This window comes from Caulobacter sp. UC70_42, assembly GCF_044056025.1.
GTDB lineage: Bacteria > Pseudomonadota > Alphaproteobacteria > Caulobacterales > Caulobacteraceae > Caulobacter.
In genome coordinates this window covers 1,700,922-1,727,485 of sequence record NZ_CP171994.1, presented here as the reverse complement: position 1 = coordinate 1,727,485, position 26,564 = coordinate 1,700,922, and the positions used below count along the sequence as shown (strand labels likewise).

19 protein-coding genes and 2 pseudogenes are annotated in these 26,564 nt (G+C 68.3%); 8 read left to right on the top strand and 13 right to left on the bottom strand.

What is annotated here, in order from left to right; translation table 11 throughout:
* Nucleotides 1–12: 12 nt before the first annotated feature.
* The 5 genes and pseudogenes from ACHMW8_RS08895 to ACHMW8_RS08875 form a co-directional block, all read left to right on the top strand.
* Nucleotides 13–1,758: pseudogene (locus ACHMW8_RS08895) on the top strand (glycoside hydrolase family 3 N-terminal domain-containing protein); the annotation flags it as partial.
* Nucleotides 1,759–1,816: 58 nt separating this feature from the next.
* Nucleotides 1,817–2,719, top strand: a complete 903-nt coding sequence (locus tag ACHMW8_RS08890; protein WP_395445308.1) for a glycoside hydrolase family 3 C-terminal domain-containing protein — start codon at nt 1,817–1,819, stop codon at nt 2,717–2,719.
* A 27-nt stretch (nt 2,720–2,746) separates the two neighbouring features.
* Nucleotides 2,747–3,967: a sialate O-acetylesterase gene (locus tag ACHMW8_RS08885; protein WP_395445307.1), complete on the top strand. Its 1,221-nt coding sequence runs from the start codon at nt 2,747–2,749 to the stop codon at nt 3,965–3,967.
* Nucleotides 3,915–4,670, top strand: coding sequence for a sialate O-acetylesterase (locus tag ACHMW8_RS08880; RefSeq protein WP_395445930.1), 756 nt, complete (start codon nt 3,915–3,917; stop codon nt 4,668–4,670). Before ACHMW8_RS08885 ends, ACHMW8_RS08880 begins: the two co-directional genes overlap by 53 nt.
* A 102-nt stretch (nt 4,671–4,772) precedes the next feature.
* Nucleotides 4,773–6,035, top strand: coding sequence for a DUF3422 domain-containing protein (locus tag ACHMW8_RS08875; RefSeq protein WP_395445306.1), 1,263 nt, complete (start codon nt 4,773–4,775; stop codon nt 6,033–6,035).
* Between the two features lie 68 nt (nt 6,036–6,103).
* On the opposite strand, the gene ACHMW8_RS08870 is transcribed toward ACHMW8_RS08875, so the two are convergent.
* The 3 genes from ACHMW8_RS08870 to ACHMW8_RS08860 all read right to left on the bottom strand — a co-directional run bounded on the left by ACHMW8_RS08870 (nt 6,104) and on the right by ACHMW8_RS08860 (nt 9,738).
* Entirely contained in the window at nt 6,104–7,105 is a 1,002-nt protein-coding gene (locus ACHMW8_RS08870) for a glycoside hydrolase family 43 protein (protein ID WP_395445305.1), read from the bottom strand.
* A 93-nt stretch (nt 7,106–7,198) separates the two neighbouring features.
* On the bottom strand, nt 7,199–9,097 hold the full coding sequence (locus ACHMW8_RS08865) for an NPCBM/NEW2 domain-containing protein (RefSeq protein WP_395445304.1): 1,899 nt from the start codon (nt 9,095–9,097) through the stop codon (nt 7,199–7,201).
* Between the two features lie 434 nt (nt 9,098–9,531).
* Entirely contained in the window at nt 9,532–9,738 is a 207-nt protein-coding gene (locus tag ACHMW8_RS08860) for a hypothetical protein (RefSeq protein ID WP_395445303.1), read from the bottom strand.
* A 25-nt stretch (nt 9,739–9,763) separates the two neighbouring features.
* Between ACHMW8_RS08860 and ACHMW8_RS08855 the strand changes: the two genes are divergently transcribed.
* On the top strand, nt 9,764–11,989 hold the full coding sequence (locus ACHMW8_RS08855) for a glycoside hydrolase family 9 protein (RefSeq protein WP_395445302.1): 2,226 nt from the start codon (nt 9,764–9,766) through the stop codon (nt 11,987–11,989).
* Nucleotides 11,990–12,099: 110 nt separating this feature from the next.
* On the opposite strand, the gene ACHMW8_RS08850 is transcribed toward ACHMW8_RS08855, so the two are convergent.
* The 7 genes and pseudogenes from ACHMW8_RS08850 to ACHMW8_RS08820 all read right to left on the bottom strand — a co-directional run bounded on the left by ACHMW8_RS08850 (nt 12,100) and on the right by ACHMW8_RS08820 (nt 20,170).
* Nucleotides 12,100–13,704: an MBL fold metallo-hydrolase gene (locus tag ACHMW8_RS08850; RefSeq protein ID WP_395445301.1), complete on the bottom strand. Its 1,605-nt coding sequence runs from the start codon at nt 13,702–13,704 to the stop codon at nt 12,100–12,102.
* A gap of 66 nt (nt 13,705–13,770) precedes the next feature.
* Entirely contained in the window at nt 13,771–16,233 is a 2,463-nt protein-coding gene (locus tag ACHMW8_RS08845) for an HAD-IC family P-type ATPase (protein ID WP_395445300.1), read from the bottom strand.
* Between the two features lie 34 nt (nt 16,234–16,267).
* Nucleotides 16,268–16,750 (bottom strand): universal stress protein, encoded by a 483-nt coding sequence (locus tag ACHMW8_RS08840; RefSeq protein ID WP_395445299.1) that lies wholly within the window; start codon nt 16,748–16,750, stop codon nt 16,268–16,270.
* Nucleotides 16,704–17,108 (bottom strand): hypothetical protein, encoded by a 405-nt coding sequence (locus ACHMW8_RS08835; protein WP_395445298.1) that lies wholly within the window; start codon nt 17,106–17,108, stop codon nt 16,704–16,706. Before ACHMW8_RS08835 ends, ACHMW8_RS08840 begins: the two co-directional genes overlap by 47 nt.
* A gap of 148 nt (nt 17,109–17,256) precedes the next feature.
* Nucleotides 17,257–18,468 carry an MgtC/SapB family protein gene (locus ACHMW8_RS08830; protein WP_395445297.1) on the bottom strand — a complete coding sequence of 404 codons (1,212 nt, stop codon included), beginning with the start codon at nt 18,466–18,468 and terminating at the stop codon, nt 17,257–17,259.
* 213 nt (nt 18,469–18,681) lie between these two features.
* Nucleotides 18,682–19,242, bottom strand: a complete 561-nt coding sequence (locus ACHMW8_RS08825; protein ID WP_395445296.1) for a polysaccharide biosynthesis/export family protein — start codon at nt 19,240–19,242, stop codon at nt 18,682–18,684.
* Nucleotides 19,243–19,380: 138 nt separating this feature from the next.
* A pseudogene (locus ACHMW8_RS08820) lies at nt 19,381–20,170 on the bottom strand (metallophosphoesterase family protein).
* Nucleotides 20,171–20,429: 259 nt separating this feature from the next.
* Between ACHMW8_RS08820 and ACHMW8_RS08815 the strand changes: the two are divergent.
* Nucleotides 20,430–21,266: a transglutaminase-like cysteine peptidase gene (locus ACHMW8_RS08815; protein WP_395445295.1), complete on the top strand. Its 837-nt coding sequence runs from the start codon at nt 20,430–20,432 to the stop codon at nt 21,264–21,266.
* Between the two features lie 141 nt (nt 21,267–21,407).
* Here ACHMW8_RS08815 and ACHMW8_RS08810 read toward each other — a convergent pair whose 3' ends face one another.
* Nucleotides 21,408–21,560 (bottom strand): hypothetical protein, encoded by a 153-nt coding sequence (locus tag ACHMW8_RS08810; protein WP_199743453.1) that lies wholly within the window; start codon nt 21,558–21,560, stop codon nt 21,408–21,410.
* Nucleotides 21,561–21,754: 194 nt separating this feature from the next.
* On the opposite strand from ACHMW8_RS08810, the gene ACHMW8_RS08805 reads away from it, so the two are divergent.
* Nucleotides 21,755–22,408, top strand: a complete 654-nt coding sequence (locus ACHMW8_RS08805) for a sugar transferase (protein ID WP_395445929.1) — start codon at nt 21,755–21,757, stop codon at nt 22,406–22,408.
* On the opposite strand, the gene ACHMW8_RS08800 is transcribed toward ACHMW8_RS08805, so the two are convergent.
* Together ACHMW8_RS08800 and ACHMW8_RS08795 are read right to left on the bottom strand one after the other, a co-directional pair.
* Nucleotides 22,402–24,276, bottom strand: a complete 1,875-nt coding sequence (locus tag ACHMW8_RS08800) for an O-antigen ligase family protein (protein ID WP_395445294.1) — start codon at nt 24,274–24,276, stop codon at nt 22,402–22,404. The genes ACHMW8_RS08805 and ACHMW8_RS08800 overlap by 7 nt on opposite strands.
* Nucleotides 24,277–24,328: 52 nt before the next feature.
* Entirely contained in the window at nt 24,329–26,554 is a 2,226-nt protein-coding gene (locus ACHMW8_RS08795; RefSeq protein ID WP_395445293.1) for a GumC family protein, read from the bottom strand.
* Nucleotides 26,555–26,564 lie beyond the last annotated feature (10 nt).

Genomic DNA, 26,564 nt, shown 5'->3' with positions numbered 1-26,564 from the left:
TGGACGCCCATCATGAGGTCTTCTTCCATGTCCAAGTCATCCTGGCTTCACCGCGCGGCCAGCGCGGCGCTGTGCGCGAGCCTGTGCGTGAGCGCCCCCGCCCTCTCCGCGCCCTTCGCCCCGGCCAAGCCCGAGACCTCGGCCGCGCGCGCCAAGGCCGACCGACTGGCCGCCGAGTTGGTCGGCAAGATGACCACCGAAGAGAAGCTGGACCAGTTGCTCAACACCGCCCCGGCCATCCCCCGGCTCGGGATCCCGGCCTACAACTGGTGGACGGAGTCGCTGCACGGCGCGCTGGGGACCCTGCCGACCACCAACTTCCCCGAACCGATCGGCCTGGCCGCCAGCTTCGACACGGGCCTCGTTCAGGACGTCGCCGCCGCGATCAGCGCCGAGGTCCGCGACCTGCACATCCTGTCGCGGCAGACCGGCCGGATGGGACGCATCGGCACGGGCCTCGACACTTGGTCGCCGAACATCAACATCTTCCGCGATCCGCGCTGGGGTCGTGGCCAGGAGACCTATGGCGAGGACCCGTTCCTGACCGCCCGCATCGGCGTGGCCTTCGTGCGGGGCATCCAGGGCCCCGCCCCCGACCTGCCGCGCGTCATCGCCACGCCCAAGCACTTCGCGGTCCATAGCGGGCCGGAGTCGACCCGGCACGGCGCCAACGTCTTCGTCTCGCGCCATGACCTGGAAGACACCTATCTGCCCGCGTTCCGCGCCGCGATCACCGAAGGCCAGGCCGGATCGGTGATGTGCGCCTACAACCGCATCGACGGCCAGCCCGCCTGCGCCAGCGACCTCCTGCTCAAGGACCACCTGCGCGGCGCCTGGAAGTTCGACGGCTACGTCGTTTCCGACTGCGACGCGGTCAAGGACATCGCCGACAATCACAAATATGCGCCCGACGCGGCCACCGCCGTCGCCGCCGCGATGCGGGCCGGCGTCGACAACGAGTGCAACGGCGCGACCCTGACCGACACCGCCGGTCTCGCCCGGCCTTACGCGGACGCGCTGAAGCGCGGATTGATCACCGAAACCGATGTCGACCAGGCCCTGATCCGGCTCTACTCGGCGCGCCTGCGGGTCGGCGACCTGCCCGGCGTGCGGGCGGTCGAAACCCGCCCGGCGCCGGTGACCTCGGTCATGACGCCCCAGCACGAGGCCCTGGCGCTGGCCGCCAGCGAGAAGAGCCTGGTGCTGCTGAAGAACGACGGTCTGCTGCCGCTGAAGCCCGGCCTGCGCATCGCGGTGATCGGCCCGCTGGCCGACGCCACCCGCGTCCTGCGCGGCAACTATTCCTCGGCCCTGTCGGCGCCGCCGATCTCGGTGCTGGAAGGCCTTCGCCGCGCCATGCCGTCGGCCAGGATCGTCCACGCCCCGTTCGGCGCTTCCTTCACCGACGGCGATCGCGTGCCCAGCACGGCCCTGGTCACGCCCGACGGCAAGCCCGGCCTGCTGGCCCGCTACTACAATACGGTCGAGCCGCCGCCGGCTCGCTTCGAGCCAGGGACCTTCGGCGATGCTGTGGCCAAGATGCGCTACGTCGACAAGCCGGTGGCCACCCGCATCGAGCCGGACATCGCCTCGCGAAGCCTGGATCTGGCGGCGGTCTCCGACCATCACCGCGTGGTCTGGACGGGCTTCCTGGTTCCCCCTGAGAACGGGACCTATCGCCTGGGCCTGACGGGCTTCAACGGCGAGCTCAAGCTCGATGGCAAACCGTTCGCCGATCTGCGCAAGGCCGGCTGGGCCAGCCTGCCGACGCTCAAGACCATCCGCCTGGAGAAGGGCCATCGCTATCCGATCGAGATTGTTTCGGAGTTCCCACGCCCTGTCCGGCGTCAATCTCGTCTGGAAGCGCGTGGCCGACGACCCGGCCGCCGAGCTGAAGAAGGCGGCCGCCCAGGCCGACGTGCTGGTCGCCGTGGTCGGCCTGACCTCCGACCTGGAGGCCGAGGAGTCGCCGGTCGAGGTGCCCGGCTTCAAGGGCGGCGACAAGACGACCCTGGACTTGCCGCCGGATCAGCAAAAGCTGCTGGAGCAGGCCAAGGCCCTGGGCAAGCCGCTGGTGGTGGTGACGATGAACGGCAGCCCGGTGAACCTGGCCTGGGCCAAGGACAACGCCTCGGCCATCGTGGAGGCCTGGTATCCAGGCCAGTCCGGCGGGCTGGCGGTCGCCAACCTTCTGTCGGGCAAGACCAATCCCTCGGGCCGCCTGCCGTTGACCTTTTACCGCTCGATCGACGACCTTCCGCCCTTCGGCGACTACGCCATGGCCGGCCGCACCTATCGCTACTTCACGGGCGAGCCGGTCTATCCGTTCGGCTTTGGCCTCAGCTACACCCGCTACGACTATGCGCCGGTCACGGTCGAGCGCACCGACCAGAGCGTCCGCGTGACGACCACCGTGCGCAATGTCGGCGCGCGGGCGGGCGAGGAGGTCGCCCAGCTCTATCTGAACTTCCCCGACACCCCCGGCGCGCCGCGCGTGGCCCTGCGCGGCTTCCAGCGCGTGGCGCTCAAGCCCGGCGAGGCCCGGAAGGTGACCTTCACCCTGTCGCCCCGCGATCTCAGCTCGGTGACCCCGGAGGGCGATCGCCGCGTGGCGGCCGGAGCCTATCGCGTCAGCATCGGATCGGGCCAACCCGGCACGGGCGTTCCGAGCCAGTCGGCCCCGTTCTCGATCGACGCCCCTGTGGCGCTCGCGAAATAGACCGGCCTAGGCGATCAGGAGAAGAGCGTGAAAACCATCGCGACCATCACCGGGGCCCTCGCCCTCCTTTTCCCGTCGCTGGCCGGCGCCGCGCCCCAGGCTCGACGGCGCGATCGGCGACCACGCCGTGCTGCAGAGGGCAAGCCCATCATCGTCACGGGCCGGTCCACGCCCGGCGAAAAGGTCATGGTCAATCTGGCGGGGCGCTCGGCCACGGGCCAGGCCGATCGCGATGGTCGCTTTCGCGTCGCCCTGCCGGCGCTCGCGGCCGGCGGTCCCTACCAGATGCTGGTCGACGCGCCGAGCGGCCAGACCTTCGTCAACGACCTGCTGATCGGCGACGTCTTCCTCTGTTCGGGCCAGAGCAACATGGAGCTGTCGGCCGAGCAGTCGCAGAACAGCTTCCAGATCGGCGGCGCCGCCAATCCCCAGATGCGGCTGATGACGGTGGGCAAGCAGCTGGCGGAAACGCCCAAGGACCGCTTCGACGTCCCACCGGCCTGGGCGGCGGCCACGCCCGGAACGATCGCCAGATTCTCCGCCGTCTGCTTCTACGCGGGCCAGGACTTGCGTCGGACCATCAAGGCGCCGATCGGCCTGATCCATTCCAGCTGGGGCGGCTCGCGGATTTCCGCCTGGATGGCGCCCGAGGGCCTGCGCGCCGGCGGCCTGGACCTGGAAGCCAAGGCGCTGGCGCTCCATGCGCGCGACGCGGCGGCGGCCGAGGCCATGGTCGCGCGTCAGTGGGAGACCTGGTGGCGCGACCAATCCGGCCTTTCGGGCGCCGAGCAGCCCTGGCGCGCCGAGCATCCCGACTGGTCGCCCGTTCCCATGATCAGCTTTTTCGGGCGCTGGGGCGCGCCCGAGATGGCCAAATATCTCGGCATGGTCTGGTTCGAGAAGACCGTGGACCTTACGCCCGCCCAGGCCGCGCAAGGCGCCGTCCTGTCACTCGGCCTGATCGACGACGCCGACCGCACCTGGGTCAATGGCAAGGCGGTCGGCGGATCCAGCATCGGCGCCCCACGCCGCTACCGACTGGCGCCGGGAACGCTGGTCGCCGGGCGTAACCGGATCACGGTCAACGATGACAACGTCTATGCCGACGGCGGCCTGGCGGGTCCCGCCGAGCTCATGCGCCTTCAGCTGGACGACGGGACGTCCATCCCCCTCGAACGCCGGCTGGCGCTACGCCCTGGCGGGCCGCCCGAAGACCAACGCCCCCCGCGCGCCGTGGGACGACATTAACGGCGCGGGCGTCCTCTACAACGCGATGATCTCGCCGCTCGGTCCCGTCGGGCTGGCCGGGGCGCTCTGGTACCAGGGCGAGTCCGACACGGGACTTCCCGGCTATGAGCGCCGCCTCGCGGCGATGATGGCCGACTGGCGTCGCCAGTTCGAGGCCCCGACGCTGCCCTTCGCGATCATCCAGCTGTCGGCCTACGGCGCCGGCGCGAGCAGGCCCGTCGAGAGCGGCTGGGCCGGCGTGCGCGACGCCCAGAGACGCGCCGCGGAGACCGACGGCCACGCGGCCGTGGTCGTCACCCTGGACCTCGGCGACCCCTACGATATCCATCCTGGCGAGAAGCAGGAGGTCGGCCGTCGCGCGGCGGACGCGCTGCGGGTCCTCGCCTATGGGGAAGCCGTCGCCGCCGGCCCCCGGATCGCGACCAGCGCGCGCGCGCCCGAAGGCGGCGTCGTCCTGACATTCGTCGGCGCGGCCGGAGGCCTGGTCGCCCGCGGCGCGGACACCGCCATCGGCTTCGAGCTTTGCGGCGGGGACGGCGCCTGCCGCTACGCCCCCGGCCATGTCGCCGGCGACAAGGTCACGCTGAAGGGCGACGGCGGGACCATCGGGCGCGTGCGCTACGCCTGGGCGGACAGTCCGACGGTGAACCTGTTCGACCAGGCCGGCCGCCCCGTCGGTTCGTTCGAGATCAAGGTTCCCTAGTCCCGGCAAGGCGGGTGACGACGGCGGACAAGTTGGCTAGATTTATGTGACCGGTAACATTGAACATGGACCAACGACCCGGGAGCATGGGGTAAGGACGAGATGGATAGCCGTCGGGATCATCCGCTCAGGGTGGCGCTGAGCGAACTGATGCACCTGCGCGCCCTGCCGCTGGAGCAAGCGCCAGTCAGGCTGCGCCAGTGGGTGTTCCTGGTCGACGCCGACGAGCGGGCGTCCGAGGCGGCCTTCGTGGCCTTGTTCGCCCCAGGCCAGAGCGCCGCCGGCGGCAGGATTCTGGTGACCAGCCCGGCCGGCGGCTGGCTGTGGGAGCGGCATCAGGAATTTTCGACCTGGACCCGGTTCACCTACGGCCCGCTGGGCCCGGAGCTTGGCTTCGAGACCAACGTCGGCGAGGACTGCTTCTGGCTGGACGGCGCGCCGGGTCAGGTGTTCAGGGGCGTCGAGATCTCTGTCTCCGCACCGGGCGCCGAGCCGCCGGCAGAGGCGACCCTGAACCGGCATATCGACCTGGCCCATTGCGTTTCGTGCGAGGTCTTCGACGGCGCCGCGCGGATCTGGACGGACTTTCGCCTGCGCGAAGGCGGCACGGGGCGCATCCACGTCCACAACATCGCCCTGGCCAATGACGAGGTCTCGCGGCTGGTCCAGACGCTCCTGGAGATCGGCAACTATCGCAAGCTAGCGCTCATCGGCTTTCCACCCGCCCGGGAGCTTCTGGCCTGGCTGGACGGCGCCGAAGCCCGACTTTCGGCGATCGCCAGCGGCCTGGCGAACGGCGAAGACAGCCAGGCGGTGCTGGACAGCCTCCTCGCACTCTCGGCCGAGGTGGAGCTGCGCGCGGCTGACAGCCGTTTTCGGCGCGGCGCCACGGAGTCGTACCACCGCCTGACGCTCGACAGGCTGGAGGCGCTTCGCGAGCGCCATGTTCCCGGCTATTCGACCATGAGCGAGTTCATCGCCCGGCGCCTGCAACCGGCCATGCGCACCCGCGAGGCGGCCGACCGGCGACTGGACGACCTTTCGGTGCGCGTCGCGCGCTGTGGCGATCTCCTGCAGGCCCGGCTGGGCATCGTGCTGGACCGCCAGAACCAGGAAACCCTGCGCGGCATGGGCGCCAGCCTCGAATTGCAAGCCAAGCTGCAGGGGCTGGTCGAGGGACTGTCGATCTTCGCGGTCGGCTACTACGTGCTGGGCCTGCTCGGCTATCTCCTGAAGCCGTGGCTGCATGGCTGGCCGGGCGCGAGCGAACAGGTTCTCTCGGCTCTGGTTCCCCTGGTGCTGCTCGCCGTCGCCGCCAGCCTGCACCGGCGCAAGAAGCGGCTGATCGATCGGGGCGGCGGATGACGCGCCCGAACGGAGCGCCGCCAGAGCACTCCTGACGACGCTCGGTCTCCACGTCCTCGGAAAATGCTCTAGCGGGTCGGGACCGAAACCCCGGCTTCGGTCTGCACGACCGGCAGCATCGCGCCGTCGGGACCGTATCGAAGGCGTTCGACGGTCACGGCGCGGCGACCGATCGCCCCGCTCTGGTCGCCCACCGCGAGGGTCGCGTTGTGCAGGAAGATATACCACTCGCCCTTGAACTGGACGATGCCGGGATGGATCGTGAAGCTGTACTTGCCCGAGCCGGTCAGGAGGCCGCGCGGTGTCCAGGGACCCGTGATGGCGGGCGCGGTGGCGTAGGACACATGCTCGTCGCGCTGGGTGCTTCGGTCGAGCGAGGCATAGGTCAGGTAGTAGGTCCCGTCGCGCTTGTGCAGCCACGGGCCTTCCTCGAAATGCGGCGGCGTGATCTCGGTGATCGGACCGTCGATCTCGATCATGTTGGGTTTGAGCTTGGCGATGTAGCAGGAGCGATTGCCCCAGGCGATCCAGGTGGTTCCATCATCGTCGGTGAATACCGTCGGATCGATGTCCTCCCAGCTGTGCGGCCCCTTCGGAGTCATCTCGTTGGTGATCAGCGCCGACCCGCGCGCGTCGACGAACGGGCCGGTGGGCGAGTCCGAGACCGCCACGCCGATCGCCTTGCCCGGATGCGTGTTGTCGTGCTCGACGGCGGCGTAGAAATAGAACTTGCCGTTCTTCTCGATCGCCTGCGAGGCCCAGGCGTCCTTCTTGGCCCACTTGAAGTCCGTGGCCTTCATGATCGGTGGGTAGGCCGTCCACGTCTTCATGTCCGTGGTCGAGTAGACCAGCCACTCGCGCATATTGAACATCTCGTCGCGCTGGGCCTCGTCGTGGCCCACGTAGAGAAAGAGGCGATCTCCGACAACCAGGGGCGCCGGATCGGCGGTGAACCGGTCCCGGAAGATGGGGTTCGAGCCTGGCGCCGGCGCCTTTTCATCGCCGGCCGCGCTTGGCGTCGCCATGCCCAGGGCCGCCATCAACGCGAGCGCCGCAATTTTCGAAACCATCCGACCGTCTCCCCAACGCCTAATATTTCTCTGATAAACATGCCGCCCAGGCGCGGCGCGAACCGTCATCGCCTGGGTTTCCCGCCGGGTTAATCAGCGCTCGAGAAGCGCGGCCTCGCCCCAGGTCACCGGCAAGCGCTGATTGGCGCCGCGAGGGCCGCGCGCCACCAGTTCGATCAGCTTCACGCCGGCGACCGGGGCCGAGATCGGCTGAGCCGCCATGCCCCATTTGACCGGCTTGCTGGTCGCCAGCAGCTTGCCATCCCCGTAGACGGCGAAGGTCACGGCGCCGGCCTTGTCGCTGGCGCTGTCATCGACACCGACCATCGCGGTGAAGCGCTTGGCCCCGGCGTTACGCACCTCGAGCCGCGAGTTGGCGAGGATCCCGATCCCCGCCGCGAACGGCTTCCCGGCGACATGCAGCACCTGGCCGTAGGGCGCGCTGTCGGCCCGCGCGCCGCCCCAGCCGGCATAGGACGGCCGGTCGCCCGCGCCGCTCGTGCCGCCCCAGCCCGCCGCGGTGCGGAAGATGGAGGGATCGGGCGTGGGTTCCAGAACGCCGTCGACCGCCGGGTTCACGCTGCCCGGCTGTTCCGACAGGTAGTAGCCCCCTTGCAACGCGCGCGCGCCGTGGGCGCGGAAGATCAGGGTCTGGCGCGGCTTGACATGCAGCTTGGCGCGCTTGGTGAAGCTCGTCCGCTGCTGGCTCCACAGGTCGGTCAGCGCGATCGGCGCGTCGTCGCGGAACTTCAGGTGGGCGGCGCTCAGGTCGACGTCATAGTCGACCGAGCCCCGGTTGAAGATCGCCACGGCCTTGTCGCCCGAGGCCAGGGTCTTGACGAGGATCTGCAGGTCGCTGGAGTCGTGCGCCAGCGTCGCCTGGTTGCCGGCGGGATCCTGGTTCAGCGCGATGATGTCGGCGTTGCCGAAGATATCGAGCAGCGCCTTGGGCGTCTTGCGCAGGTCGGTCCCGATCAGCAGCGGCGCATTGAGCATCGCCCACAGCGCGAAGTGCGAGCGGGCTTCGGTCAGGTGATCGGCGTCGAAGTCACCGGCCCCGATGTGCAGCATGTCCGGGTCGTTCCAGGACCCGGGGTGCGCGTAGAGCGACCGCGTCACGGTCGTATCGTAGTTGACCAGCAACCGCCCCCAGGCCGGCGAGATGTCGTCGCTGGTGCGCGAGATGCCGCCATAGTCCTTGCCCCAGGCGCGGACGTTGGCCGCCCCCCAGACGCAGAGCGACAGCAGATAGTCGCCATCCGGGTTTTCCCGAGCCAGCGCGACATTGATCTGGCGGAACATCGCCTGGATCGTCGGGATGTCGGTTCGCGTCACCGCTCCGGAGTCCAGGAATGGTCCCAGCGCCCGGAACTTGCCCGAACGCACCCGCTCGCTTTGCGGGCCGTAGTCGCGCAGGCCGCAGCCATCGACCTTGATGAAGTCGAAGCCCCAATCCTTGAAATAAAGCGCGATGTCCTGGTCGATGCGGCCGTAGATGCCGACCTCGCGCTCCAGGACCGTGCCCTTGGGCAGGTCGTCATCGGTCGGGGAATAGGCTTCGGAGCAGGTGTTGCGGCCCAGGTCGGAATAGATGCCGGCCTTCAGCCCCATGGCGTGAAGTTTGTCGGTGAACGGCTTGAAGCTGGGGGCGTCGCCGCCGGTGCGCGCCGACGGGAATTTGTCGTCGCGGATGATCATCCGCCCGTCCGGCATCCGGCGTTTCAGCGCCCAGCCGTCGTCGATGTTGATATAGCGATAGCCCTTGGCCGCCAGGCCGCTGTCGACGATCTGCTTCGCCGAGCCGAGGATCTTGTCCTCGTCGATGTCGGTGGCGAAGGCGTTCCAGGTGCTCCACCCCATGGGCGGCGTGGCCGCGCGGCCGGCGGTATAGGCCGTCCAGCGTCCGGTCGGCGCCAACGGATCGTTCTGCGCCGCGGCGACGGACGGCCCAAGAAGCGCGGCGATCACCCCCGCGGTCAGCAGCTTCCTCATCGTTTCCCGCGCCGTTTTTATCGGTTGCTGAACGGCTCGGCTGTCGAAGCCCAAACGCTCACTGTGAGCGCGATGTTTACTCCGACAAAACTTGTCGTCAACATACGCTCCATCGCCCGTCTGGCCGGCCAAGCGTTCCCCATGCCTGGCGCTTCACCTCGCACCCAAGACGCCAGGGCTTTCTGGCGACGTGAACGCCGACCCGCGATAGACGCCAATAACGCCGACAAATATGGATTGTCGCAGAGGCGCGCCTGGGCCTAAATCCCTCCCACGGGCGGGCTTTCCGCTCGGTATGGCCCGCGCGATACGCAGCGGCCGGAAGACCCTACCCAGATCGGCGACGTCAAGATCACCGCTGGGATACATAAAAAATTGTTACCGGTAACAAGGGAGGAACTGGAATGCCAAGGATCGTCGCCGCCCCGCTGTCCCTAGCCGCGTGTTCGATATTCGCGATCGCGACCGCCCAGGCCCAAACGCCGCGGCTGAGTCCGGACCAGACGCTCGAGGCCCCGGGCCTCAGCGTGATCGTCGAGCAAAATCACTTCAGCCCGATCTTCTTCGACGAGAAGAACGCCGGCATCCAGATCGTCCTGCATGGCGAGCGGATCGCCACCGACGGCGAGGTCCGAACTCAATCCGACGCCCGAGCAATGGGACCCGGTGCCGATCTTCGGCGAACGCACGCTCGGCGAGACGCCGGGTCAGCTGGTCGTGAGATCGAGCTATCCGAAGGAAAAGCTGAGCTACCGCGTGAAGGTGACCCCCGAGGACGGCGGTTTCCGCATCGCGGTGGATCTCGACGCCCCGCTGCCGCCGGAACTCGTCGGCAAGGCCGGCTTCAATCTCGATTTCCTGCCCACCGCCTATTTCGGCAAGACCTATCTGATGGGCGACCGGCCAGGACTGTTTCCGCGCAATCCCAACGGCCCGATGGCGACCGACGGCTCGGGCGATCCCCAGCCGATGGCCTCCGGCGCCCGCAGCGTGACCCTTTCGCCGGAAGACCCCAAGACCCGGGTCACGATCACCGCCAACGCGCCGCTCGCCCTCTATGACGCGCGCAATCGGGCGCAGAACGGCTGGTTCGTCGTGCGGTCCATGATCGCCGCCGGGGCCAAGGAAGACGCCGTCGTCTGGCACGTGCGACCCAATGTCATCCCGGGCTGGACGCGGGCGCCCGTCGTCTCCTTCAACCAGGCCGGCTACACCCCGCAACGCGGCAAGGTCGCGCTGATCGAGCTGGATCCGAACTTCAAGGCGCCGGCCGAGGCCACGCTGGTCAAGCTGACCGACAGCGGCGAGAAGGCCGTGTTCAGCGCGCCGGTTCAGCCGCGCGGCAAGTTCCTGCGCTACAACTACGCCGCGTTCGACTTCTCCAGCGTGCGCGAGCCCGGCGTCTACGCGATCTCCTACGCCGGGCAGACGACCAATCCCTTTCCGATCGCCGCCGACGCCTATTCGCGGATCTGGCAGCCTTCGCTCGACACCTATCTTCCCGTCCAGATGGACCACATGACCGTGCGGGAACAGTACCGGGTGTGGCAGCGCGCCTCGCACCTCGACGACGCTGTGCAGGCCCCGCCCAATCACGTCCACTTCGACGGCTATCGCATGGGGCCGAACCTCGACTCTCCCTTCAAGCCGGGCGAGCACATCCCGGGCCTGGCGGTCGGCGGCTTCCAGGACGCCGGCGACTACGACATCCAGACTCCGCAGAACGCGCAGGTGGTGCGCGATCTCGTCTGGACGCGCGAGCTCTTCGGGCTCGACTGGGACGAAACCAGCGTCGACGAGAAGGCGCGCGAGGTGGAAATCCGCAAGCCGGACGGCGCGCCCGACGCGCTCCAGCAGGTCCGCCACGGCGTCGTGCAGCTGCTCGCGCAGTACAAGGTCTTCGGCCATTCGATCGTCGGCATCATCGACCCGAAGCTGCGCCAGTACGCGCACCTCGGCGACGCCGCCTCCCAGACCGACGGCAAGCTCTACGACGCCGCGCTGGGGCCGAACGAGGTCCGGGGCGACCACTCGGGCGTCCCCGACGATCGCTGGGCGTTCACCACCGCCTATCCGGCCAACGACCTGATGGTGGCCGGAAGCCTGGCCGCGGCCAGCCGCGCGCTCAAGGACTTCGATCCGGCGATGTCGGCCGAAGCCCTGTCCGCCGCCAAGGCGCTGTGGACCAAGCGTGAGGGCGAGGCCGCCAACGGCAGCGACGGTCGTGACGACAGCGGAAACATGTCCAGGTTCCTCGACCTGGCCAAGGTCGCCGCGACGGTGGAGCTGATCCTCACCACCAAGGGCGACGCGGTCTATACGGCGCGGCTGCGCGCCCTGACGCCGGCGATCGAGGCGAACTTCGATCGCGTCAGCGGCGTGGCCGTGCGCGCCCTTCCCTATATGGATGCGAACTACAAGGCGCGGATCAGGACCCTGGTGAGCGCCGCCAAGTCGCGGGCCGACACCGGACTGGCGGGCAACCCCTTCGGCGTCCCGGTCGGCATGGGCTCATGGGCGGGGTCCGGCGAAGTCGCCGGCTTCGGGATCAACATGTACCTTATGCACAAGGCGTTCCCGGACCTGATCGGACCGGAATACACCCTGCACGCCCTGGACTACATGCTCGGCCGCCACCCCGCGAACAACCTGTCCCTGGTCTCGACCGTCGGGACCCGTTCGAAGCTGAACGGCTACGGGCATAACCGCGCGGACTACGGCTTCATCCCTGGCGGGATGGCGCCGGGCGTGCTGGTCATCAAGCCGGACTTCCCCGAAATGATGACCGAATGGCCGTTCCTGTGGTTCGAGAGCGAATACACGGTGAGCTCAACCACCGCCTATATCCTCGCGGCCAAGGCGGCGATCGCGGCCACCGAGGACTCTCGCTAGAAGTCAGACCCAGGTCGCCACGGAGAAGGCTCCGTGGCGACCTTCGATGTCGGGCTGCTACGATTTTGGAACCGCGACTTCCTGCGGAAACCGCGTGACGCCCGCCGAGCTCAGGCTTCGGAGAAGTCTCCCGCCTCGTTCAATACGGCCTCCAAAGCCTGCAACAGCCTCGAACGGGCCTCTTCGCTGGGGGCTTCCTGGATCCTGGCGTTGAGCCGGGCGAACAGGTCCGCGCGCTGGTTGTGCCAGTCCAGGGCCGCGGCTTTTCCGGGCTGAAGTCGCGGCGGGCCGCCGGGGACCTGATGCGCCTCGGACCGGGTCAGTTCGAAGGTCTCATCGAGAACGGGGATGGCGATGCGCGCGGCCGGAAAGCCCGCCTGCTCCAGGCGTTCGGCCAGACCGGTCAGAGCGCCCGGCTCTCCGTGCGCCAGGAACACCTGCCCCTTGATCGGCTGACGCTCCAAAGCCCAGCGCACCAGGCCCTTGGCGTCGGCATGGGCCGAATAGACGTCCAGCACCCGGATCCGCGCCTTGACCTGAAAATCGTCGCCCTGGATCCGCACCAGCTTCTTGCCGTCGACCAGCAGGCGGCCAAGCGTGCCCGCCGCCTGGAAGCCCGTGATCAGCACGGTCACCTCGGATCGCCACAGCAGGCGCTTGAGATGTCGGCGGATGCGACCGGCGTCGCACATGCCGCTGCCCGCCAGGATGATGTGCCAGTCGCGCACCTTCTCCAGCTGATCGCTTTCCTCGGGCTTCATCAGATAGTGCAGGTTGGGGGCGTGGCGAAGCGGACTGAACGGATTGGCCTCGGTGTCCCGGTTCCACCCGCGCTCGAGGAAGACGTCGGTGGCCTCGATGGCCAGGGGCGAATCCAGGAAGATCTCGCCCTGCGGCGCCTCGCCCGATTCCATCACCGCCAGCAGATCCAGCAGCAGCTCCTGGGCGCGCCCAACCGCGAAGGTCGGCATCAGCAAGGGTCCGCCGGCGGCGTGGGCCTGACGCAGTTCCTCGGCCAGCAGCCGGCGCCGTTCGGCGGTGTCGGCCAGATCCCGCTCGCGGTCGCCGTAGGTCGATTCCAGCACCAGGTGATCGACGCCCGTCGGTCCGGTCGGCTCGGGGAGGTAGGCCTGACCTCCGGCGCCCAGGTCACCGGAGAACAGGATCCGTTCGGCGTCTTCGTCGGGCCCGACGATCACCTCGATCGAGGTGGCGCCCAGCATGTGCCCCGCGTTCCAGAAGCGGGCCCTCACGCCGGGGACGATCTCTACGATCTCGTCGAGCTTGACCTTCTCGAACAGCTCGATCGTCCGGGCCGCGTCCTTGGCCGTATAGACCGGCTCGACCAGCGGGCGACCGCGCCGCTGGTTGCGTCGATTGAGGTGGAAGACCTCGCTTTCCTGGATCTCCCCGGCGTCGGCCAGCATCACCTCGCACAGGGCGCGGGTCGGGGCGGTTGCGTAGATGGGACCCTTGTAGCCCGCGCGCATCAGCTTCGGCAGCATGCCCGAATGGTCGATATGGGCGTGGGTCAGCAGGACCGCGTCGATGGCGTCCACGTCGAAGGGAAACGGATCGTAGTTGAGGGCCTTCAGGGTCTTGGAGCCCTGGAACATGCCGCAGTCGATCAGGAGGGTGAAACCTTCGCCGCTGAGGCGGGCGCAGAAGCCCGTCACGCATTCGGCGGCGCCGTGAAAGGTCAGGCTCAAGCTCATGGGACTACTTTCTTCTGGTCTGCTCGAATGAACGAAGCCGCGACAGGCCCGCCGTCCAGCCGCCGCTCAGCATTGCGGTGACCAGCACGACGATCGTGAGGATCGGTCCGGCGCCGCCACCTTGAAGACCGCGGCCACCGGCGCGACGCTCAGGATCACGGCCAGCAGGGCCGCGATCGCCGACGCGATGATCCAATAGGCGCGCCGATGGGGCGACAGCAGCTTGCCCGACGCTGCCGCGTCGGCCAGGGCCAGGATCAGATTGCCCAGCACCAGGGTCGTGAAGGCCGCGCCCCGCGCCTGGGTTTCGGGATAGTTCCCCAGGGCCCAGATGTAGACGCCCAGAACCCCGCCCAGAACCGCCAGTCCCTGGAGAAGGGCCAGGCCGATTTGCTTCCAGCCGAACAGCGGCTCGTCACGACGGCGGGGCGGACGCTTCATCGCCCGCGCCTCGCTGGGCTCGGCCTCGAACACCAGGGCGCAGATCGGGTCGATGGCCAGCTCCATCAGAACGACATGCATGGGAAACAGCAGGGACGGCAGACCCAGCAGGATGGGGGCCAGCGCCAGGCCCGCGATCGGCACGTGGATGGCGGTGACATAGGTCAGGGCGCGGCGCAGATTGGTGAAGATCCGCCGCCCCAGGCGCACGCCGCCGACGATGGAGGCGAAGCTGTCGTCCAGCAGGACGAGATCGGCCGCCTCGCGCGCGACGTCCGTGCCCTTCTTGCCCATGGCGATGCCGATGTGCGCGGCCTCCAGCGCCGGAGCGTCGTTGACGCCGTCGCCGGTCATGGCCACGACCTCTCCGTTCGCCTTCAGGGCCTCGACCAGTCGCAGTTTCTGGGCGGGCGCGATGCGGGCGAAGACCCGCACGCCGCGCAGGCGCTCGCGGAGGGCGGCGAACGACAGTTCCTCGATCTCGGATCCCAGCAGGACGCCGGCCGAGGTGTCCAGGCCCGCCGCCTTGGCGATGGCCAGGGCCGTGGCGGGATGGTCGCCGGTGATCATGACGACGGCGACGCCCGCCGCGCGCGCCTCGGCCAGGGCTTGCGGCACGTCCCGGCGCAGGGGATCGATGAAGCCGATCAGCCCTCCGAACGTAAAGGCCACAGCGCGAGGATCATCCGCGAAATCGCCCTCAACCCGGGCCGAGGCCACGCCCAGGACCCGCAGCCCCTGCCGCGCATAGTCCTCGACCACGGCCTGCAGGCGCGCGATCTCGGCGGCCGGCAGCCGGCATAGATTGAAGATCGCCTCGGGCGCCCCCTTGGCCGCGGCGATCCGCGCCTCGCCGGCGCGACGCCACACCTGGACGACCGCCAGCAATTCGGGCCGCAGGGGCCACGCGCGCTCGGGCTCGCCCTGGGTCGCCGCCCCATCGACCATGGCGTCCATCGAGAGATGACGCACCGCCTTGTCCATAGGGTCGACAGGACGCACGGCCGAGGCCAGGGCGGCCAGCTCCAGCAGGTCTCCGGCCGCGCCGTCGATCGGGCGCGCCGCGTCGACGCCTACGTCGCCAGCCTCTGTCCACAAGCGGGCGACCCGCATCTGGTTTTCGGTCAGCGTCCCGGTCTTGTCGACGCACAGCACCGTGGCGCCGCCCAGGGTCTCGATGACCGCACTTCGGCGCGTGAGCACCTGGTGGGTCGCCAGCCGCCAGGCGCCCAGCGCCAGGAACACGGCCAGCACCATGGGAAACTCTTCGGGGATCAGCGAGATCGCCACCGTCACCCCCGCCAGGACGCCGCCGATCCAATCGTCACGCAACCACCCGTAGGCGACCGCGACGAGCGCGCAGAATCCCAAGGCCAGGGCGCCCAGTAGGGCGACGAGGCGTCCGGCGGTCTTCTGCAGCGGCGTCGGCTCGTGATCGATCGCCGCCAGCGATGCGCCGATCTGGCCCAGCGCCGAGCGCGGCCCGGTGCGGGTGATCCGGGCGACGCCCTGTCCGCGGACCACGAGCGTGCCGGCGAAGAGATCGGGCGAGCCATCCGCCCCCGGGGCCGGATTGGGCGCGCCGACGTCGCCGGGCGCGGCGGGCGGCTTGGTCACCGGCGCCGACTCGCCGGTCAGGGCGGATTCGTCGACGGTGAGCACCTCGCCCGCGACAAGCCGGGCGTCTGCCGGCAGCCGTTCGCCCTCGCCGATCAGCAACAGGTCGTCGGGAACGAGGTCGCGCGCGGCGACCTGGCGCTCGACGCCGCCGCGAATGATCCGGGCCAGGGGCTGGGCCAGATCGCGCAAGGCGCTCAACGCGCGTTCGCTGCGCGCCTCCTGCAGGACCACCAGCCCGACAGAAGCCAGAGCTCCAGCGGTCAGAAAGAGTCCTTCGCCCAGGTCGCCGAGCACCAGATAGAGGACCGCCGCCCCGACCAGCAGCAGGAACATCGGCTCGCGCAAGGTCTCGCCGAGGATGCCGGCCAGACCGCGCCGGCTCGCGTGCGGCAGTTCATTGGGACCGACGGCGACCAGACGCGCGGCCGCCTCCGCCTCGTCCAGGCCGCGCAACAGTTCGACGGTCATGCAACCACCCTCCTCGAAAGGCCCGGCGAGCGGCTCAGTGCGAGAGGAAGAGCGGAACCCTCGGCGCGTGCAGCATGTACTCGGTGGCCCCGCCGAGAATGAACTCCTGCAGGCGCGATCGACCATAGGCGCCCATCACCAGGATGTCGGGAAGGGTCTTGGCCAGATAGGCCTCCAGGCTTTCGCCAATCGATGCGCCCTTTCCGTCGACCTCTTCGGCGACGGCGTCGACGCCATGAGCCTTCAGATGACGGACGGCTTCGGCGGCGAGACCGGCGACGGCGGCCGGCTTCTCGTTGATCACCGTGAGCACGCGAACCTCGCCGGCGCGCGCCAGGATGGGCAGGGCGTCGGCCAGGGCGCGCGCGGCGCACCGGCTTCCATCCCAGGCCACCACGACCAGGCCGAGTTTGGCGGCCGGCAAGCCTCCGCGATAGACCAGAACCGGTCGTCCCGAGCCGAAGACGGCGCTAGTCGCGACCTCGGCCTGGCCATCCAGCGGCCCGCCCAGCGGCACCAGGCACAGGTCGCGGGTCCCGGGCGCGCCCGGCCACATGGTCGGCCACGGCGTAATATTCCACGGTCTCGAACAGGGCCTGCCCAAGCACCCCGGCGTCTCGGGCCTGAGCGGTGAAGGCCGCCAGGCTGGCTTGGCCGTTGGCCAGGCTCTTGGCCTGCTCGTCGACCGCCATGCTGCTCAGCCCGATCAGGTAGTCGGCGACCCGATTGCTCTGGACCGGAAACCTCACCCCCACCGCCAGGGCCGAAACCCGACCGCCGATCAGCCGGACAAAGCCCACCGCGCCCTCGATCGCCTCGGGCGGAGTCGCGTCAGGATAGGTGTCGACGTGGAGCAGAATGTCGTTGAGGCTCATCTGTGAACTCCATTTTGGCCGAGCCGATCGGATCGACGAGCCCCATCACCGACACAGCGTCGGGCGGGCGGGCCATCGTCACCTTGACGCAGATCAATTCGCGTCGTCGCGGCTTCGAAGCCAGGGAGGGACGGTCCGTCCCTCGTCGTCATGACGCGGGTGCGAGGAGGGCGCCGAGCCAGGCCGCGCCGGCGACCAGGAACAGGCCCGGCGCGACCCGCCAGGCGAAGCCGCGCTGGCCGCCCGAAAAGGCGAAGACCAGCTTGGTCAGGGTGTTGGTCGAAAGCCCGGCGAGAATGGGCAGCACGGCCTGTTCGGGGGCCATCCGGCCCGACCCGACCAGGGACGCGATCGAGACCGCAGCGGCATGGGTGTCGACAAGGCCCGCCAGGGCCGCCCCGGCGACGGCGCCGGCCGCCCCGAACCGCTCGCGCAGCGCGGCGGAGACGACGAGGATCGCCGCCAGGGTCACGGCGAAGGTCAGGGCCGTCGAAAGGCTGAAGGCCTGGCCGGGATCGGGGTCGTCACGGGCGGGTTGGCGCAACGCCAGGCGCGTGAACGTCGCGCCGTAGACCACCGCCGCCAGACCCGCGCACAATAGCGGCCCGGCCATGACCCGCAGGGTCGGCAGGCTGGTGACGCCGATCACGAGCGCCATCTGGATGATGGTGGCCACCGTCGACAGCACCGCGCCCGCCACCGCCGCCGACAGCGCCGTGGGCGCCGCCGCCGCTCGTCCGGCCATGGCGCCGATCGTCGCCGTGCTCGAGATGAAGCCGGAGGCCAGTCCGGCCAGGGGCAGCCCCCACCGGGCGCCGAGCGCCCTCACCGCGACGTGGCCGGCGGCGCCGATGGCCAGCACCAGGACGACGACGATCCAGATCGAACGAGGGTTGAGCGCCAGGAACGGCCCCATCGCGCGATCTGGCAACAGGGGCAGGACGACCAGGGTCGCGCCCGCCAGGATCAGGGCGTCGCGAACCTCGTCCGGGGTCAGGACCTGGCTGACGAAATGGTGCAGCGGGGTGCGAGCGGCCAGCAGGATCGCGACGACGACCCCGACACAGGCGGCGACGCCGGGTGAAAGGAACGCTAGCCCGCCCACCAGGACCGTCAGGATCAGGGCGACTTCGGTGGTCAAGCCGGCGTCAGGCTCGGCGCGGGCCCTCCAATAGCTCAGGGCCGCCAGGACGGCGACCGCGGCCGTGACGACCGCCAGCAGCGTCGGACCGCCGACCGCGAAGCTGACCGCTCCGGCCAGGGAGGTGACCGAGAAGGTGCGGATTCCGGCCGCCGAGGACGAAGCGCGCGCCTGCTTGCGGCGTTCGCGCTCGGCGCCGATCAGCAGGCCGACGCCCAAGGCAACGGCCAGGTTCAGGATGGGGACATCAGGAATGGGCCGGCTCCGATGGCGCGCTTTCGAGACGAGGATCCGCCCATTGCTAGACCCTGTCCCGTCGTTTTGCACGGCTTCCGCGTCTGGGTCGCCGCGCAAGTCGGCCTGCGCCGTTGAAATGACGAAGGCCCGACGGGGGTGTCCCGCCGGGCCTTGTCTCGTTCGGGGCGGCTCGGATCAGAAGAAGCGTTCGCCGATCCGGATCGTGTCGCCCGGCGCCACCTGGGTCGAAGGCTCGAGCGCGCTCTTGGCTTCCGACGTTTCGCCATTGTGCTTGATGTAGACGCTCTTCTTATCGGCGCGGTAGGTGAAGCCGCCCGCGGTGGCCACCGCGTTCAGCACCGTCAGGCCGGCCGTGTAGGGATAGGTGCCGGGCTTCACGACTTCGCCCAGGATATAAAAGGGGCGGAAGGTCAGGACTTCGGCGCTGACGCGCGGCTCCTTCAGATAGCCGTCGCTAAGCGATTTCTGCACGGCGTCCTGGAACTGACCGACGGTCAGACCACCCGCCTTGATCTCGCCGATCAGCGGCAGCGACATCAGCCCGCTGCCGGTGACGAAGAATTCGCCCGACAGGTCGGGCTCGCCGTAGACGGTCACCCGGACCTTGTCACCGGCGCCGAGCAGGTAATCCATCGACTGGGCCGCCGGAACCGGCGCATCGCTGATCACGGGCTGCTGGGCGCGGGCCGCGCCACTCCAGCCGCCAGCGGCGATACAGACGACCAGCGCCAGCATCGAAAGGAGGCGCGAGAGTTTCGAAACACCGATCATCGCGAAGCATCTCACCTTGGACGTTTAGAACCTGGGGACTTCTCAGGCTTGGAAATCTAAATGCCACATCGCACGTGACCGTCACATGAACAAGATCAAGCCTCAGGCCGCTCGCGCTTTACTGAACTGAATGATCTTGGGTTCGCCGCCATCAAGTCTAACGGCGGTCAGGACGCCGGTCGCATAGGCGCCTGTGTCGACATTGATCCGCTGGCGTCCGACGAAGGCCTCCTCGAACCGGCGTGTGGCCGTGGACGACGGTGGCCTTCAGCCCGTGCGGGTTGTCGAGGAATTCGTTGCGGATCCAAAGCAGATCGGCGGCGACCTGGCGCTCCAGCGGCAAGCCCGGGCGCACGCCCGCGTGGACGAAGACATAGTCGCCATAGACAGCCATCAGCTCCAGCTGGCGCAGAAAGGTCTCGTGGGCCGGGGGGAAGGCGGCGCGGAAGGCCTGACGGGCCTGCTCCCAGACCTCCGGCTCGGCGCGGCCGACCGGGCGCTGCACGCCATAGGACGTCAAGGTCTCGCCGCCGCCGTATTCGATCCAGGACGGCCCCGCCATCGGGTCGTCGAGGAAGTGCAGCAGCGTCTCCTCATGGTTTCCCATCAGGGCGCGGAACTCGAAGCGTCCCTCGGCGGCCTGCGCCTTCAGCAGGATCAACCGGTCGATCACCGCCGAGGACTGAGCGCCGCGGTCGACATAGTCGCCCAGCATGACCAGCACGGGCGGGTCCTGGCGGCCCGTGGCGCGATAGTCCTCGGTCACCGCCCCGATCAGGCCGTCCAGCAGGTCGAGCCGCCCGTGCACATCCCCCACGGCGTAAACCATTCGACCGCCCGTGGACGACGCGCCGCGCGGCTGGGACTTGGAACGAAAGAGGGACTTGAACATCACACTCGCCAGGACGGCGACAAGCGCCAGAACCAAGAACCCGGATTTTGCCCCAGGCGACGGCTTAGTTCAACGGCGCATGAAGCAGTTAACTCGCAATTCAGCATGCTCATTTCCGCTCAATTTACCAAGTATATTTCCCCTTCATTGTAGTTAATTTTAGAATTACCACAGTTAAACATCAGGATTATACCATCTAAATTCAGCTCAAATTTGCGCCGCGAATGAATACTGACCTCACGAACACAGCGAGGTCAGCATGTTCAAGGCACGTAACATTGTTCTAGGACTCGTAAGCGCCATCGCCATGATGGCCGGCGCCAGCGCTCAGGCCGGTTCGATGCCGTTCATGCCGCGCGGCGAAGGCGTCGGCGCTCCGATGGGCTTCGCCGACCTGTGCCGCCGCGACGCCGACGCCTGCGGCGCGCCAGCGGACCAGCTGGCCTTCTTGGGCGGCGCGGTCAGCCTGACGGCGACCTCTTCGGTGGGCGCGCCTTCGCAACATCATTTCGAGGCCGTCGCGCCGACCGCGTCGGCCGCCGAGGACGGGGCGAACCTGATCGCGGTGGAGGTCATTAAGGCCTGGACGCCCGCGGCGGTCGAAGACTTCGTCGCCGCCGGCCAGTTGCGCCCGTCCGCGGTCGCGGTCGCCGCGGCGCCCGCCGCCGCCGCGACAAAGTCCGACAATCTGGCCTGGACCACTCGCACCGACCGCGAACAGGTCAAGCTGCTGAATCAAGTCAACCAGCTGGTCAATCGCACGGTCAAGAAGGCCACGGACCTGGAACTCTACGGCCAGCCTGAATACTGGTCCCTGCCGCGCCAGGTGAACGGGAAGCTCTACGGCGACTGCGAGGACTATGCGCTGGAAAAACGCCGTCAGCTGATCGCGGCCGGCGTGCCGGAAACGGCCTTGTCCATGGCCGTCGCCTTCACGGCCCGCGGCGAGAGCCACGCCGTGCTGATGGTCTCGTTGGAAAGCGGCGACTGGGTGCTGGACAATCTGACCCCCTGGGCGACCCCGTGGGAAGACCTGAACTATCGCTGGGTCGAGCGCCAGATCCCTGGCACGGCCCTGTGGACCACCATCGCCTGAGCGATCGGCCGGTCAGAACGCGAAACCCCGGACCAGCAGGTCCGGGGTTTTCGTCGGGCCCTTCGCGCAAACGAAAACGCCCGCTCGGTGATGAGCGGGCGTGCGGACCTGTCTTCGGATCGGCCGGCGTGGATGGAGAGCTTAGAAGATGCGCGAGATCGTCAGCGCCAGAGCGCCCCAGAGCCCCGCCGAAATGATCGCGCCCATGCCCAGCCCCAGCAGCGGGGGGAGACGCTTGGCGCGAGTCGGCGCGACGGCGTCGACTTGGGCAAACGAGATCTTGGCTTCAATCATCGATCACACTCCTGATGCGATGACTGTAATAGGGCGCGGCTAATCGCCCGTGAATGAACAGAGTCTACGCGCGTTAAGCATATGTGCCAGCCCTGTGGATTTTCCCAGGGACGCTGTGAAGCGTTTGCGCTAGCTTGGGGTCGTCGGAACTGGAAACCAGTCGCGACGTGGTGGGGAACTCAGAGGGTTATCTGGTGGACGGGGGAGGCTATATCGAATTTCTCTCGCCAGAATTGCATGGACCGCTGCCGCGGGTCGCCGTGGATCCCTTTAAGCGCGCGCTGGACGTCGTGGCTTCGGCCCTGCTGTTGCTGCTGTTCGCGCCCCTGCTTCTGCTTGCGGCCTCGCTGATCAAGCTCGAATCTCCAGGCCCGGCCCTCTTCCGACAGACGCGGGGCGGCCTCGGCGGCGCGCGCTTCCAGATTCTCAAGCTGCGCACCATGCACTGTCGCGAGGACGGGCCCGAGCTGACCCAGGCGCGGCGCGGCGACAATCGGATCACCCGGATCGGCCGCCTCCTGCGCGCCAGCAGCATCGACGAGCTGCCTCAGCTGTTGAACGTTCTGCGCGGCGACATGTCCCTGGTCGGTCCCCGCCCCCATGCCGCGGCCCATGACGAGTACTATGGCGCGCGCATTCCGGACTATTACGCCCGCTACCAGGCGCGGCCGGGGCTCACAGGCTGGGCCCAGGTCAAGGGCCTGCGCGGCGGCACCGAGACGGTGGAGGCCATGCGTCGCCGGGTCGAGGCCGATATCGATTACATCCGGACCTGGTCGATCCTGAAGGACGCCCAGATCGTCCTTCTCACCATTCCCAGCCTGCTGATCGCCGACAACGCCTACTGAGCCTTGGCTTGGGCCTGGGACAGGCGTTCGGCGACGATCAGGAACGCCAGCGCGAGCCGGCCAGAAGGGCTGTTGATGGTGCCGACCACACTCCTGAGGCGCCCCTCGCCGCCAGGTCGGCCAAATTCGGTCCGCGCCTGATAGACGACCTGTTCGCGCACGGTCTCCGACAGCTCGGGCCAGTGCTCATAGGCCAAACGGGTTCGGCTCCTGAAGAGGCTGGTCTGCAGCGGAGCGACCGCGAACGAACGGCCCAGCGCGATATTGGCCGCGGCGATGTCGCCTCGCTGGAAATCGACGGCCGCCTTCCGGAGCCACGCGGCGCCGGATCCGGGACGCAGAGCCACTTCGCGACGGCTCAGGTCTTCGAGACGCGCCCGCGCCTTCGAGTCCGCCGGGGAAGCAAGACCGGCCTCGATGCTGCTCGCCAGCACCTCCGCCGAAGCCGTCGGCATGGCGGAGAGGTCGCCGCCGAACCGTGACGCCGCCAGGGGAACGGCGAACAGCAGGGAGACCACGAGGGCGACGGCCGCGAAAGCGCTCGTTCCCCAGTCCGCCTTTCGCTCGCCCCCCCGCGCGCGACGCGGCGCTGACGTCGCCGTCATCGCGCCGAGCCCCACGGCGAAGACCGCCTGCAGAGCCGGGACCTGAACGGCGAAATCCGAGAGGCCATGCAGCAGGACGACCACCGTGGCGGCGATCGTGGCGCGCGCCAGCGCTCCGATCGTGCCCGGCCTGACCGCGTCTCGCCCGACACGCCAGAGCGCGGCGAGCAGCCAGGCCAGCATGACGATGGAGCCGACGATACCGGCCTCCTCCAGCCATTGGAGGTAGAGGTTGTGCGTGGCGCGCACGTCGAACAGGACGTTCAGGTTCTCGGTGGTGGCGATCAGCTGATTGACGATCGGAAAGGATCCGAGACCGAACCCGAACCAAGGCGAAGCCAAGAAAGCTTGCCAGTGGGCGTCGAAGATCGCCTTTCGGGTGGCGACGTCGCCGTCGAGATGCTCCAGCCGCGCGGCGGTCAGGTCGGCGCTGCGCATGGCCACGCCGATGACGACCAGCAGGGCCGCTGCGCCGCCAACGATCGCGATGGCCCGAACCCGTCGCCCCTGGGTCAGCACCTGCCATGTCAACAGCACGGCCAGACCGACCACGGTGGCGAAGATCCCGCCCCGCGAGGCGGTCAGCGCCAGGGCGACGGCGAACACGGCCGCCGCGGCCAGGCTCAGGCTGGCGTTCAGATCCACCCGGTCGAGACGCGGGGCGCCGCCCGCGCGCTGGATCGCTTGGGAGAAGAACATCACCGCGAAGACCGCGCCGACGCCCATCAGGGTGGCGACGGAATTGGGGCTGAACAGGGTCGCCGTCAGACGTCGCCCGGCGCGCAGGCCGACATGGTCGATAATCGCGATCGCCGCGAAGGCCGCGAGCGCGAGCAGCAGCCACCAGACCAGCGTTCTGCGCCGCGTTTCCGATGCGCCGACAATGCGGGCGGCCAGGAACAGGCAGGCCAGGTTCACCAGGCTAACGAGATTGAGCATGAGGGCGGAGCGGTCGACGGTGATCGCACCGCCATGCCCGTCCAGATAGTTCCAGACGGGATGCGCACCGCCGGGCCCGAACGGCGTCAGCGACCAGGCCGTGGCGACCAGCAAGCCGATGAACAAGAGGCCGGGCCAGGGCGCGATCAGGACGCCAGGGACTTTTCGCGCCCAGCCGCAGGTGCTCAGCAAGATCAGCAGATAGGCGGCTTGCAGTACGCCGAAAATAGAGGTCATAGCCACGTCGCTGGCGCCGAAAGCGACGATCTCGGCCAGGACCAGGGCGACGAGGGCGCCGATCGCGACGCCCTCGGAAGTCTGCAATTTTCGCGGCCTGGCCGCTCCGGGCGAGGACGCTCCCCCGCCCGAGCGGGTCCTAGTCCGCATAGTACTTTCGATAGTTCGCGTAATAATAATAGGAGTCGCCATAGCCGTAGCGGGACTGGGCCTTCAGATCCATCTGGGTCAGGGCCACGCCGGCGATGAAGGCGCGCGTGCCCTGCAGCAGGGCCAGCGCCGACTGCACGGCTTTCACCGGCGTCTTCTTCCAGCGGACCAGCATCACCACCGCGTCGGCGTGCGGCGCCAGGATGCGGGTGTCGGCGATGGCCAGCAGCGGCGCGGTGTCCAGCAGTACGATCTCGTAGCGATCGCGCAGGTCCTGCAGCAGCTTGTGCATGGCCGACGAACCGAGCACGTCGCGCGGCGTGTAGGCCGATTTGGCCAACGGCAGGATGTGCGCGCCGCTCTCATCCGTGATCACGGCCTGATCCAGGGTGGCGACACCGTTGAGCACCTCCAGCAGACCGATCGAGGCCGGCTCCTTGAGGAACTGGCTGATCGCGCTCTGGCGCAGGTCGCAGTCGACCACCACCACCTTAGCTCCCGAGGTCGCCAGGGTGCGCGCCAGGGAGAAGGTCGTCGTGGTCTTGCCTTCGCCGGGCAGGGACGAGGTCACCGCGATGACCTTTACGGGCTCGCCCACCTTCGAGAACAGGATCGAGGCGCGCAGCTTGCGCAGGCTTTCGGCGAAGCTGGAGAGCGGTTTGGCCAGAAGATAATCGGCCGGCGTCATGCCCTTCAGAATCTTGGCGTCGTCGACCGTGGTGCCCAGGGTCGGGACGGCGCCGAGATAGGGCAGGCCCAGACGACGCTCGACCTCGTCCTCGGTGAACAGGCCCGCCATCAGGATCTCGGCCAGGACGATCGCGGCCACGCCCGCGCCCAAGGCCAGAACCAAGCCGAGCGCCAGGTTCAGCGAAGGTTTGGGATAGCTGGGGCCGGTCGGGATCTTGGCCGGCGACACCACCCGGGCGTCGGCCTGCTCGATGCCATCCGAGGCGGTGGTCTGCTTGAAGCGGGCCAGCAGGCTCTCATAAAGGGTCTTGACCGACTGCGCCTTACGCTCGAGTTCGGACAGGCCGATGCTGGCGCGGTTGTTGCCGGCCAGCGTCCCCTTCGAGGCGGACACGCTGGACGCCACCGAACCGGTTCGCTGACGCGCGACCTGGGCCTGGGCTTCCAAGTTGGAGATGATGCGGCGGATTTCGGCCTGGATCTGGCTATCGATGTCGGCCAGCTCGCGTTTGGCCTTCAGCAGATCCGGGTGACGATCGCCGTAGCGGCCGCTGAGATCCGCCACCTGGGCGCTCTTCTCGGCTCGCTGCTTGCGCAGCTGCTGCACGACCGGCGAGTTCAGGGACTCGCCGACGTCCTCGCCGGTGCTCCCTCGCGCCAGCTGCTGGCGAGCGATGTTCAGACGCGCGTCCGTCTCGGCCTGTGCAGCGCGGCTCAGGGCCAGTTGCTGGTTCAGGCCGGAGATTTCCTGCTCGGTGAGGGTCGCGCCTTCGGCGCTGAGCAGGTTGTTGGCGATCTTGTACTGCTGAACCGCCGCGTCGGCCTGTTGGACCTGGTCACGAAGCTCGGCGACGCGCGTGTCCAGCCACTCATTGGCCTTCTTGGTCGCGTCGAACTTGGCCTCAAGCTGTTCGGTCAGATAGAGGTTGGCGAAGGCGTTGGCCAGTTCGGCCGCCCGCCTCGGATCGGTGTGGGTATAGTCGATCGAGATGAGGTAGGTCAGGCCCGCGCGGCGAACCTTCAGCCCCCCCAGAACATTGTCGACGATACGCTCGCGTCGGCGCTGCAGCTCGATCGGATCCGTCGGCGTGGCCGTCGTCGGCGCGGCCGCCTTCTTCAACGACGAGAACCAGGCCTTCGCGCCCTTGGCCTGCGCGAGGTAGGGATTGAAGTAGGGATCTTCCTCGAGTTTCAGATCCTTGACGACGCGCCCCGCAAGGGAGCGCGACTTCAGGACCTCGACCTCGGTGTCGACAACGGACGAATCCGCCGGCAGGCCCGAGAGCACCGCGCTCATGTCGGTGACCTGTTCCTGGCGGACATCCAGCATCACCTGCGCCGTTGCGGTATAGCGCGGTGTCTGTTGCAGGGTGAACAACACCACCGCCGCGAACACCACCACTGCCACCGCCGCGAAGAGTCGGAAGCGTCGCCTGAACGTCGCGATCACGATGTTCAGATCAAAAGACAACGCTCCGGTGTCATTCACCGGAGCGTTCGAAGTTTCAAAACCGGAGCCGTCCATGGGTACTCTC